This window comes from Bacteroides sp. K03, from assembly GCF_019734355.1.
GTDB lineage: Bacteria > Bacteroidota > Bacteroidia > Bacteroidales > Bacteroidaceae > Bacteroides > Bacteroides nordii.
In genome coordinates, this window is sequence record NZ_JAASHC010000001.1 from 86,722 (window position 1) to 99,492 (window position 12,771).

Annotated in this window: 10 protein-coding genes; 4 read left to right on the forward strand and 6 right to left on the reverse strand. The window is 41.6% G+C overall.

The genetic code is table 11. The features are described 5' to 3' along the window. Positions 1-3: 3 nt before the first annotated feature. The 4 genes from HCG69_RS00295 (at position 4) to HCG69_RS00310 (ending at position 3,656) form a co-directional block, all read left to right on the forward strand. Entirely contained in the window at positions 4-2,271 is a 2,268-nt protein-coding gene (locus HCG69_RS00295) for a hypothetical protein (RefSeq protein WP_221648516.1), read from the forward strand. A gap of 48 nt (positions 2,272-2,319) precedes the next feature. Next, entirely contained in the window at positions 2,320-2,691 is a 372-nt protein-coding gene (locus HCG69_RS00300; protein WP_221648352.1) for a hypothetical protein, read from the forward strand. A gap of 63 nt (positions 2,692-2,754) precedes the next feature. Beyond that, entirely contained in the window at positions 2,755-3,249 is a 495-nt protein-coding gene (locus HCG69_RS00305; RefSeq protein WP_221648353.1) for an N-acetylmuramoyl-L-alanine amidase, read from the forward strand. Then, positions 3,246-3,656 carry a hypothetical protein gene (locus HCG69_RS00310; protein WP_221648354.1) on the forward strand — a complete coding sequence of 137 codons (411 nt, stop codon included), beginning with the start codon at positions 3,246-3,248 and terminating at the stop codon, positions 3,654-3,656. The genes HCG69_RS00305 and HCG69_RS00310 overlap by 4 nt, the downstream gene beginning before the upstream one ends. Here the strand turns inward: HCG69_RS00310 and HCG69_RS00315 are convergent. The 6 genes from HCG69_RS00315 to HCG69_RS00340 all read right to left on the reverse strand — a co-directional run bounded on the left by HCG69_RS00315 (position 3,610) and on the right by HCG69_RS00340 (position 12,762). Next, entirely contained in the window at positions 3,610-3,930 is a 321-nt protein-coding gene (locus HCG69_RS00315) for a nucleotidyltransferase domain-containing protein (protein ID WP_221648355.1), read from the reverse strand. The two genes, HCG69_RS00310 and HCG69_RS00315, sit on opposite strands and share 47 nt — an antisense overlap. Positions 3,931-4,103: 173 nt before the next feature. Next, positions 4,104-5,837, reverse strand: a complete 1,734-nt coding sequence (locus HCG69_RS00320; RefSeq protein ID WP_221648356.1) for a hypothetical protein — start codon at positions 5,835-5,837, stop codon at positions 4,104-4,106. A gap of 31 nt (positions 5,838-5,868) precedes the next feature. Continuing rightward, entirely contained in the window at positions 5,869-8,154 is a 2,286-nt protein-coding gene (locus HCG69_RS00325; RefSeq protein WP_221648357.1) for a GH92 family glycosyl hydrolase, read from the reverse strand. A gap of 6 nt (positions 8,155-8,160) precedes the next feature. Continuing rightward, the gene (locus HCG69_RS00330) at positions 8,161-9,270 is read right to left on the reverse strand and encodes a glycoside hydrolase family 105 protein (protein ID WP_221648358.1); all 1,110 of its coding nucleotides are present in this window, start codon (positions 9,268-9,270) and stop codon (positions 8,161-8,163) included. Between the two features lie 169 nt (positions 9,271-9,439). Then, positions 9,440-10,786, reverse strand: coding sequence for a DUF5126 domain-containing protein (locus HCG69_RS00335; RefSeq protein WP_221648359.1), 1,347 nt, complete (start codon positions 10,784-10,786; stop codon positions 9,440-9,442). Between the two features lie 38 nt (positions 10,787-10,824). Continuing rightward, positions 10,825-12,762: a RagB/SusD family nutrient uptake outer membrane protein gene (locus HCG69_RS00340; RefSeq protein ID WP_221648360.1), complete on the reverse strand. Its 1,938-nt coding sequence runs from the start codon at positions 12,760-12,762 to the stop codon at positions 10,825-10,827. Between the last annotated feature and the right edge of the window lie 9 nt (positions 12,763-12,771).

Sequence of the window (12,771 nt, forward strand, 5' to 3'; positions counted from 1 at the left end):
ATTATGGCTATATTATCATCAACCGGAGTATCCGGTTTCCTCTCGTCGGCAAAAGCTACGGGAAAACAAATATTGAATAAGGCGGGAAAGTTAATCCCGGAGTATATAGAAGATTTTGTGTCCGGCTTTGCCGGGCATGGTTGGAAAATTTGGGAACGTGTGTCTGGTATATGGCGAATAGAAACGGATGAACTGGTAGTTCGAAGGACAATGATTGTGTTTGAAATGCTGATTAGTAAAATACGTTGTATAAAAGGTGCATTAAATATCTCACAGGGTAATGGTAAGATTAAAACAGCGGAATTGAAGGAAGATGGTAATTGGTATATCACAATTGAGGATGAAATGTCATTTGTTGCCCATGATATTATCCGTTGTCAGCATTTTAGTAATATGGCGAAATTCTATTGGGTAGAAATAACTGATATTATTAATGATAACACTACTCTTATTATTCCTGCTACAGAATTTACGGGTTCGCTTGAGTATAAAGATGGAGTTGAGTATGTTACTGGTAGTGGGGAGATGAATATTCCGGAGCCGGGCGATGAAATTATTCAGTTTGGTAATCGAGTAAACAAAGACAGGCAATCTGCTATTTATTTACATGCAGACGAAGGAGGGCAACCTGCTATTGATATCCTCTTTAATATAAACTCGAAAAGCTTTGAGGGCTGCCTTAATATGAGAATGGGAGGAAGCATACCGGGTGAAGGCGACATGAAAGGATTCTATTGTGAGAATGGTATGATAAAAGGAACTGTAGATAACCACGTTGTTTATCAGATCAAACCGGACGGTTCAGCCATGTTCGGTGATGGCTCTGCACAATTTAACGCTGACAAATCCGGGTGCATTGCCGGAGGTACAATTTCTTGGGAATGGGATGAATCGAAGGGGAAGTATGTATGTACAATGCAGGATATAGTTTTGACCTGGGATAACCTTTCGGATGAAGCGAAAGAGAATCTGAAAGGGGATAGGGGTGAAGATGCTGTTTTTTACTTAATCGAGTTCAATGAGGATGGAAATGGGGTTCAATCTATTTCGGCAATGGCAGATGGAGTACCTAAAGGAGAGTCATTAAAAGCTTCCCTTTATAAAATAACTTCTGGGAAGAAAGGATTATGTGGTGCAAGAAGATTTACAATTTCAGCAGGTAGTCAAATTTGGGAAGTAATTCCTCCGATGGGGGGAGGTCCGCTTCATACAATTTCTATTGACTATGGAGATTCATCTATACAGTCTTATACAGTAGCAGCGTATGATGATGTAAATACAGTTATTGCTCTGGCAACCATACATAAAGTTTTAGATGGCCAGCAGGGAGAACAAGGTAATCCTGGCGCTGATGCCAATTTACTTCCATGGATAGAAAAATGGAATGGCTATGCTACCGAATTGGGCGGTGATTATATTGTTACTCCAAAAATGTTTTCCGGCAAAGTTGAGACTGATGAGAGTGGAACTCGTTTATTGACAGGTATTGCACAAGGTAAAGATTGTATCACAGCTTCAGATGGAACTACACGTACAGGTATTTTTGCTCTTGTAGATAATGAGCCTGTTTTTGAGTTGGATCCGATTAATAAAAAGTATAAGTTTAAAGGAAAAGTTGACGCTGACGAAGGTACATTCAAAAATGTAACTATAGAAGACGGATCTCAAATCGGTAAGATGTCTGTGTATAATGGTTTCTTAAGATATTCTGATGATAACTATTATGTTGCACTCGGGACGGGAGTTCTACCTGGAACTTCCGGATCGAGGGGGGCATTGTGGTTGGAAGATAAAAGTACGGGCAATATGGCAAAGACACTTGTAATTCTCAACGCAGTTCCTTCATCTATACAAGGGGGCTTAGGTGATCCGCGTGATAAAAATATAGCTGTTAGTATTCCCAACGGAACAGTAAGAGTTTCTCCCGGAAATCTGATGGATGTTCCCGGCATTATTCTTGCCGGACGAATCGGGTATAATGGAGAGGTCGAATACCAATATGGGCGCAAAGGACGTGGCAGACTTAGTGCCGCTTATGCTTTCGGTGTGAATATTTCCGGAAATGATTATGAGATAATACACGATTTGGGGCATGCTAACTATACAGTACAGATAACTCCATATCGGCCGAATAGTTCCGAGAATAATGTGACACCGATTGTCAGCTATTTAAATGGGAATAATTTTGGTGTATTCTTTAATGACGCCGACACTGCCAATAAACATGTGAGGTCCGCGTTTTTCTTTACTGTAATAGGAGAGAATACATAATAGTGAACAGTTCTTTTTAATAGATAGAGGAATAATAAACAGGTAAGGATGAACTTGAATGATTGGCTAACCATAATTGGTGCATTAGGAGGTTTGGAGGCCATAAAGTGGATTGTTAATTTCTTTGTTAACCATAGGACGAATGCCCGAAAAGAGAATGCTTCAGCAGATGGGGTGGAAATGCAGAATCTTCTTATCGTTATCAATACGTTGAAAGATGAAATAGCACGCGTTATGTCTGAAAAAATAAAAAGAGATGAGAAAGTGGACTATTTGTATATAGAGCTTAGAAAATCAGAAGAGAAGGCTCTTAAGGTGACTAGTGAAAAGCATGAATTAGAGATGTGTCTTAAAGAGGCTGAAATGAAGAAGTGTAATGTTCGTGGATGTACCGACCGTGTACCACCTTCTGATTATTGAGTCCTATAAAATACTTATTGATAATTCTGTTATGCTTTTCTATAATAAATAAAAGAAAAATGTATGAATAAAATTGATTCAATTATTATTCACTGTTCGGCCACACGTACCGGACTGGATTTACGTGCAAAAGATATTGACTATATGCACAGACAAAGAGGGTTCATCCGGATCGGTTATAACTTTGTAATTGATCTTGATGGTACTGTAGAGAACGGACGCCCACTCTCTTTTGATGGTGCACACTGTAATACGAAAGGATTTTCCGGGGTGTCATACAATAAACACAGTATTGGTATCTGCTACATTGGTGGGCTCGATGTGAATGGACGTCCGGCAGATACCCGGACAGAAGCGCAGAAGAACTCTCTTCGTGATTTGGTTGCAAAGTTATGTAAAGAATATGATATCATTGAGTTGCTTGGACATCGCGATACTTCTCCTGATCTTGATGACAGTGGTGAAGTTGAACCGGGAGAATATATCAAAAGCTGCCCGTGCTTCGATGTGCGAAGTGAGTTTAATAACTTTTTGCGTAACACAATTGTGAAACCATGAAACGGTTTATTTACATACTGACCATGCTCCTATCCATCGGGGCATGGTTGGTATCTTGCAATAGTATTAAATATGTTCCGATAGAAACGGTTAAGATAAATACAGAATATCGCGATCGCTGGTTACGTGATTCTATCCACGTACATGATAGTATTTTTATGTTTATGAAAGGGGATACTGTTTTTCGTGACCGTTGGCATGTTGAATATAGAAATAAACTTGTATATGATACGACTTATATCAATCGGACGGATAGTATCTGTGTACCTTATCCCATTGAGAAGCAGTTATCTCGTTGGGAGTCTATTAAAATGGAGCTCGGAGGGTGGGCCTTTGGTATTGTAATCGGACTTGCTTTAATTATGGCTGGTTGGCTGATATATCGGTTGAGGCGGCGGTATAAATAACTTTTCCCCAACGGTTGATATGATCAATCAAATTCTGATTATTTAAATCATTAAATATTGAAATATCAAACAGATATGGCAGTGAGGATTCGGAGAATGCACAATTGATGGAAAGTAAGGTCTCTGGTGAGATCTTCCCTTTTAAAGTGATGTCTATGTCAGAGAAAGGCTTGAAATTCCCTTTAGCTCTTGAACCATAGAGTATTACTTCCTCTACTTCCGGGTATTTGCCGAATATAAGAAAGATGGTTTGTTCTTCTAATCCGTATTTCATAGATACTTTATTTATTAATCAGGAGTTTCATAAAGATACGTATTTAACTGTGTGTTAATTAGTATTCTTTATATACCAAAAGTACGTACTTTTATAGGCATAAAGTACGTACTTTTGTAAGCTTAACAATGGTAGTTAAGAGACTCTGTTAATAATGTTAATTTGAATTTCTGTTATTCTACCATTGCGCGGTACTTGTTAACGGTTGCTCCCATACCATCTACAAATCCGATTTTAGTACGATCACCACCCACATTGAATTTAACGTATTGATCATAATAGAGTGTGGCGCAATCCCCGTTATTTTCTTTCAGTTGGCGATACTCATTCCATGAGTGATCGTATTTTTCGAGTGCGAGTTTAATTGCTGTTTTATCATATACACCTGTTTGCTCACCCTGATATCCTTTAAGCATGACAATCCAGCCTTGTTCCATAATTCTGTGAAGCCAGAGTCCATATAGAGAAGAGGTTTTGATATACTGTTCGATGGCTTTGTCGTTACATTGTATCTTTTCGGATAATTCTACTATATCCTCCCAGAGTGCTACGGAAAGTTTCATTTCATACAATGACTCGTCGACTATGTTCTTCTTTAAGATTTCATCGAAGATTCTCTTTAGCTGGTTGATTCCTCCCAGATAATGGTCGCGTGTCCAGGTCACATTGACGGAGTGCAGGAGTGAACCTCTTCCCCGGATAATAGCATCGGGGGTCAGCATACACAGGCGGCGGAAGAATGGGAGAGTCTCTTGGGAGATGCCAATTTTCAGTGCATATTCATTGAAAATATCCTCTTCTGTGCGGTTAGGATTCAGAGCCCATTGGCTCATCACGTAGGTATTGAGGTCACACCAAAGTTCATTGGAGATGTAAGGACCGTACCAGCCTCCACCTCTCGACCAGGTCCATACGCCATAGAACAATGGATTATCTTTCACATCGTTCAGGCAACGGGGAGAAGCATCCTGCTTTGTCTCTTCAAAACCATTGATTACGGCATTTGCCACATAGTTCGGATAAGCTCCTTTTCCTTCATACTCACGCTGGCATTGTACCTCCACTACTTGTTTGTGTTTACCCAATGTGATCGTTTTGTTGAAATGGAAAGTCCGGAAATAGTCTCCATTGGTATGTTTGATAGCCATATAGAGATTGGGATGTGGTTCTACTTGCTCGGTAACGGCTAAGTAATAATCAGGGCGGACATGGAAGAAACCAAAATCCCACGTACGGTATATAATCTTCTTATTTCTTTTTACACATACCTCTTCTCTGAGCAGATTCATTAGCCGGGCATGTATCTCAATACTTTTATCATATCTGTTTTTATAGTCTACCGGGCCGTTTCCTATGTGATACGGAATGTTGTGGGTATAAGTCTCTCCGGTACGGATCACCAATCCGTCCATCTCCGGGAAACGCTCGAATAATTCTTTCAGCATGATCCGGTGAATTTCCCAGGTTTTGGGTTTCTCGAAAGATATTTTTCCATCCTCGTCACAAATCTCGTCTTTATAGAGCTCAACTAACTTTTGGGGTAATACAATGATATCAGTGAAATAGAACGCTTGTAAACCGTTCTCGTGACACGCTTTGATCTGTGTTCTGATTTCTTTTGTCAGTGTTTCGATCCATGCTTTTTCTTCTGATCCTTTCGGAAAAATACGCTTGTCGAATTTTGAGAAACTGACGGCACATTGCGGGAATTTAAACTCATTGATAACCATGCTATTCATGCCAAAAGAGGCTAACTTCTCCGGCTTGCGGAAAACGCTCTGTGTCATGGCATCCCCGGGGTTGTGATGTACCATGTCCATTACCAGGTATCCCTCTTTTTGAATTTGTTGTGCCAGGATAGGCAGAAACATACAGAGCCCTATCCCTCCTAATATCCACTTCTTCATAATTTTGATTTGTATTTATATTAATTGTGTCTTATTCTGTTGTAACGTAAGGCATTGCATCGGCACCGGATGCCCATTGCTTGTTGGGAGTATTTCCCATGACGAAAGATAGAGTACCCCCTTTCAGTATGTCTTCATGCAGGATATAGCATTTGTTGTAAGGCTGTCCGTTCAAGGTTGCCGACTGGATATAGATGTTTTCCTCTGTATATCCTCTGGCCTCTACCTTGAATTTTTTTCCATTCTCCAGCGTGATGATACTCTCTTCAAAGCCCGGACTGCCAATGACGTAATAAGGCATACCGGGACATACCGGATAAAATCCAACCATACTGAATACCAGCCATGCGGACATTTGTCCGGCATCGTCGTTCCCGCTCAGGCCATCGGGCGTAGGATAATATTCTCTATTCAATATGTTGTGTACCCATTTCTGAGTTTTCCAGGCTTCACCAGCTAAAGCAAAAAGGTAGGGAATATGATGTCCCGGTTCATTGCCGTGCCAGTAGTAATCTTTTTCAAAGAAAGTGTCGAGACGTGTCCGGAAACGTTCTTTGCCGATATGTTTCATCAGTCCGTTTACATCATGGGGAACATACCATGTGTAATGGTAAGGTGTTCCTTCGCATATATAATCTACAAATTTATCGAATTCAAAAGGTTCGATCCATTCTCCGTTTGCATAACGTCCGCGTGCATAGCCGGTTTCCGGATCGATCACGTTTTTATAGTTCATGGCCCTTTTTACCAATGTTCTGTAGTCATCCGTTTTTCCTAATTTCCTGGCTACTTGTGCCAGAACGAAGTCATCATAGGCATATTCCAGTGTTCTGGATACTTGTTCTCTCTTATGGAATGCATCCCATACATTGTCTTCCAATGGGATATAGTTGTATTGAAGATAGGATTCCAGACCCCGGCGTCCTTTACCTTCTACATAACTTTTCCGGTCTGTATTGACTTCAAATGCATTTTTGCGCATAAGCCGGTAGGCTTCCTCATAGTCGAATCCCGGAACCTCTTTCAGGATGGCATCCCCCATCATGGCTATTCCGTGATCGCCGATCATGGCTGCCGTATAATTATTCCATAGCGGAAAGATAGGTAGCCACCCACCTTGTTGCCCTTTTACAATGAAAGATTTAGAAAAATCTCCTGTGAGGGACGGGTTAAGAATGGAGTAGAGAGGTAATACGGCTCTGTAGATATCCCACATGGAGAAATCGCAATAATAGGTGAAATCTTTGGCTTGATGGATGGTGTAATTTTCGGAGAAACCGGGATAATAACCTTCCACATCGCTGAAAGTACGGGGCAGCATACGGGCATTGTAAAGAGCGGTATAAAATTGAGTCTTTTTCTTCTCATCGCTACTCTTTACAGCTATCTGGCTCAGTGCTTTCTCCCAGCTGGCTGCCGACTGTTTCTTTACTTTCTCGAAGTTCCATCCGGGAATCTCTGCTTCCAGATTTTTACGGGCATTTTCAATACTGGTGAAAGAGGTACCTACTTTTACCTGTATGCTGTTCCCTTTTTCGGGAGCGAGTTTAATCCAGGCCCCTACCCTGTTTTTGTTCCCTTTTATTTCTGTTTCTCCCGTTGTAATTTCACTGTCTTTCCATGTTCCGAAGGAGTCGAAGTCTTCTTCAAACCGGATGACGAAATATCCGCTGAATCCGGCACTCTTTCCACTTCCCTGATAGATTCTGTAGGCAGGATTATAGCCTGTTACTTCCCTGCTCTTTGCATCAATTTTTAAATACCCCTGTTGCTTGTCACTATTGGGTTCTATAATGATATAACGATCTTTATCCGATTGAAAACTAAAACGCATGATTCCTGCGTGAGACAAACCTGTAAGTTCGGCATGAATCAGGTAATCTTTCAGCATTACCTGATAATAGTAAGGCTTTGCCGTTTCTTCATCATGGCTAAATTGAGAAGCGCGCTCTCTGGCATTTGTTTTTAATTCACCGGTGACAGGCATTATTGTTACACTGCCATAATCCTGTGTACATGAGCCACTGATCCAATGGCTGGCACGGAATCCTTGTATTTCGTCGTGGTAATAATAATAAGGGGGATTGCATTTATGCTCTCCTTCCAGTGTTTGTGGTACCCAGTTGGTCATTCCGTTGGGTACACCGACTGCCGGCATGGTTTGTCCTTTCTCCTCTGAGGGTGCTTTGTCACCTCGTGCATGTCTTTGTATGTCTGTACCAATGACGGGGTTAACGTAGTCTGCATATTTCTCATTCCGCGTCATAGAACAACCGGATAGCAGTAGTGTACATAATAAACTTAAATATAATTTCATACCTATTTATTTGTTTTCCATTAATGCGAAAGCGCACCACAGTACGGGTGCCTGTCCATGATAATCTCCTGTTTTTTTGGGTCGGTCATAATAGTATTGCCGGTTATTTCTCTTATTGGTGCCCGAACATACCTCTGTTACGTCTCCGGTTTCATTGATATAAGATACCAGGGATAGCCATGCTTTACGGACTGCAGGAGCATATTCCCGGGCTTTCAGCCAGCCTTGCTTTACGCCTGTGATCATGGCGTAGGTAAACATCGCCGTTCCGGAAGTCTCGTTCCAGCAATCGGGAGCGTCTATCAACTGATTCCACATACCGTTTTCTGCCTGATATTGTTTTAAACTTTTCATCATATCGAGATACCCCTGTAGAATACGCGGACGATCCGGGTTGTCTTTGGGTAATACTTTCAACAGTTCAGCCATACCTGCTGCCATCCATCCATTGCCTCTTCCCCAAAGGAAAGGAACATCCGGGGCATGATAAAACAGCCCGTTAGGGCGTTGCAATTCGTCCAGGTAGACGGCCATTGAACGTGCAGTCCGGTCGATGTATTTCCGGTTACCGGTTGCTTTGTAGGCTTGCGATTGCAAGATGGTTATCATATACATATCGTCTATCCACAAGCGGGTTTGCCAGCTAAGTCCTTTGTCGGTCCACCTTTTTTCTTCGGCTGAGGCTTCTACAGGTAGTTCCCATTGTGTGTCGGCATAAGAAATTCCCAAATCCAGATATTGCATCTTTTTTGTTATCAGATAGAATTCCAGAGGAAGACATCCGAACATGTTCAAATCGACATGATTTTTAATAGGCAGGAGATCTCTTTCTGCTGTATACAAATAGTCAAAACGTTCTTGTAACTGCCTGGATAACTCTTTATTCTTGCTTTCGCTGGCAAAACGCACTGCTCCGTACCAGGTACATACTTCGGCATAATGTATCCATTTACCACCATGTAGCATATGTTTACTCGATAGGAAGCGGTTGGCAACCTTGATTCCTACCTCTTCCGGAGTGTAACCTTCGGGAAACTTCTTCAGAATCCTATTTTGCGCCACAGAGGTTGACGCAAATATAGTAAAGATAATGATATACAGGACTTTTGTCGACATTTACTTTGATGCATTTATGAGAAATGAATTAATTCGATAGAACGCAAATTAACACAAATTCGTGCAAATTAGAAAGACGGTTCTTTTTTATTTTCCGTTTATTTACTTTGCGGGAATCCAGGTTAATCTGCGTTTCAGTCAATCATCTCTTTGGTATACTTTTCTATAATTATTCTTTATACGCTCCCCAGAATTTAAGTTCACTTAGCTGAATCTGAGCACTGGGTTCCCTACATTCACGAACCACAAAACGAATGTAACGGAAAGGTTCATTAGCGTATTTCGGGTCCATTTCTACTTCAAATCCGGCTTTTATAAATTCGGTATCTTCATTGGTCAGTAAATTGGGGTCCGTGGCTCCTGAGGGTAAAGTCAGTTTGAAATCTGCCAGTTTTTCCCAATCGTTCTTCCACTCATCCGTGCCGTTTACTTCCGGCCATTCCGTCCAGTACTTCAGGTTATCTTCTTTACTTCCGTCTCCTATCTGGCTGAGAGGTTTGGGATTGTTGGTACCCCATACTTCGAAACTCGTAAATGTTTGTGCTGAGAAGATAGGACTACGGCTTCTCATCCAATACCTGAGCCGGCTATAAGAGGCTTTTCTGCCCATATCAATGGTGAAGTACAAGGGCATTACTGTATATTCGGTATTAGGCCAGTCGATAAAGTCGGATAGCTTGTTGCCCTTGGTATGCCACCAGGTAGAATTATTCCAGGTGTTACCATCATGAATCAGGCGGAACTGACGATTGGCAGCGGCTTCTTGCCCTACGATGTCACCTCTGTAGATGCAAGATTTATCGTCCCATCCCCATCTTTGCCAGATATCACCACTATTGTTACGTCCAACGATCTCTTCTTCAAACAAAGGAGTCAGTACGGTATCCAGCGGAGCTGAATAATTTCCCCATTTGTCCTTGATCTCGAAATAGAACTCCTGTTCCGCGTTTTCCAATCCTCTGAACGTGTATTTGCCCTCTTTGGCTTTACTGTAATAGGCATCATAAAATGCCATGTCACCTTTAGCATCTTTTCTATAAAGAGTGATAGATATCTCGTCTTCCTGTGCATTTTCCCATAGCATATAGACTCCACCGAATGTAGGGTTCACTTTTAGTGATTTACGAATCATTTCTACCGGAGGAAGGAGAGGTTTGATCTGTACTTCTACAGGGTCAGAGTGATTCATACTTTTATCAATGGCAAATAGTTGTACGGTACGTTCGTTTACATCAGGAAAGCCTTCCAGTGAAATTGTATTATTGAATGCAGATGAGTATGCTTCCTTCAGGTCTTCTCCTTTTTTGTAGTAGTACACTGCTTTTACAGCCAGAAGATCGGGATCATCGGGTAGTTTATAAGTGATTATTGCACCACCGTTTATATTCTCTACTACTACGTCTGTTACACTCTTAGGAGGAATATTGTCTTTTTCATCCTGCCAGTCTTTTATTTCCGAACAGCTCCACATCAGGGAAGCTGTTAACAATATGTATGCTATATAATTTCTTTTCATTTTGTTTTATTATTAAACTGTTATTAATCTATTTACAATTACCAGTTTAAGTTTTGTACCAGGTTTTTGTTTCTTAACAAAACGCTTTGTTTGATTGGCCACAAGTAATCCTTCTTTGTATATTTCAATTGATAGACAGTTTTCACCTGATAGAAATCCTGTGTTGTTTCGCCCAGAATATTCAGGCCACGTATCGGTTTGTTGAGGTATGTTTCTGCCAGTTTCCATCGTTTCAGGTCCCAGAAGCGAACGCCTTCGAAAGCCAGCTCGTTCATACGTTCTCTGCGTATAATTTCTCTCATTCCTTCCTTGTTTTTCGGTTTGTCCGGAGTCAATGAATGTTCCTGCCAACTTTTTACCACACCTTCCAGTCCGGTTCTGGCTCTCACTTTGTCGATGTATTCATATACATCCTGATCCGGGGCTGCTTTCCATTCGTTCAGTGCTTCGGCATACATTAAGTAAAGATCGGCCAGACGTATAATAGGAAAAGCATATCTGTGTTGGGTAAACTGGTCGCTGTTATCAGGTACGGACGATAAATAATGAATCATTTTCTTGCACAGGTAGCCAGTGCTGGAATGTCTGTCCGAAGGATTGGTACCTCCACCGATATTGCCGAATTTCAATTGGGTTACCCAAAGATTATCATCGGAAGTGGTCCTGCTGTTACCATAAAATGTACCCCCGTCGAAAATGATAGAACCATAAAAACGGGCTTCTCTTTTGAAATGAAGATTGATTGTCTCGAATCCTTCCTGAATATACAGCTTGTCACTGGCAGATGCTGTCTTTATTCCCATTGGATCTACTCCTACCCAGTCTTTGTCTTCTTCGATCGGTACTCCGTTTTCGGTATAAAACTGTTCAACTATTCTTAAAGGAGGAGCATAGCATTTCCGCAGGCCACCTGTACCTTGTCCGCTCATGAAGATGGGATGGCAGGCGCGTTGCAGGTTATCTGTGTTTGAATTAGAATCGCCCCAGATGATTTCTTTGTTCCATCTTTCTGTAGCGGCTCCCCTCACTTGCATAGCCAGAATTGTCTTTTCATTCAGTTTGCTTGCATAGTTTGTCTGCTTGAAGTCAAATAAATCATGACCGGCTTCATGCGCTACATCAATAGCGGTTTTGAGTGCATCTGCGGCTGTTTTCCACTTGTCTGCACTGTAATTTTGCGGGAAAAGATGAATACCTCTGTTGTCGGTAATGTCCGCATAGTCGGGATTACCATTGAAGAGCGGGCTGGCAGCTAACGTAAGGAGTTGTGCTTTTACAGCCAGTGCCATCGGTTGGGTAGGTCTTCCCAGGTCATTCATCAGATCTTCTATCTGTAACGGAAGATCACTGGCAGCTTCGTCCAGTAAGGATGCGATATAACTCACTACCTCGTCTACCGGCTCCCGGTATCTTTGTACTTCTTCGGATGTGGAACTGATAGGCAGGTTTTCTTTAATTAATGGGATAGGTCCGTACATGCGGAAGAGCCAGAAATGATAGAATGCTTTTAAGAATTTTACTTCTGCAACCCATCTGGTCCGTTCTTCTTCTGTCAGATCATAAGGTTTGTGAATGTTTTCAAGAAAGATATTGCAATCGCTCAATGCTGTGAATATTGCTTTACCTCCTTTCAGATCATCGCCATTCTGTTTGCTGCCCCAATAGTTTGCCAAAGGAGCATTGGTACCCTGGTCGCCACGGGCAATGTACCAAAGGCGCGGGCTCATGCCGGTTACAGGATCAATATACCATACTTCGTCTCCACCAAGAAGTGCCGGATTGGAACCGGCATCGGCAAATGAAGGGAGGAAGGAAAAGCAGCCATAGAGGAACCCTTCTGCTTCGTGCCGGTTTTTGAATGCATGATCTACTGTGGGGATATTGTCCGGAACTACATTTAAATATTCCTGACAGGATGCCAGTGAAATGCAGAGTATCAGGATAAAGGTTTTAAAAATCGTCAGATATGTTTTCATAATGTATAT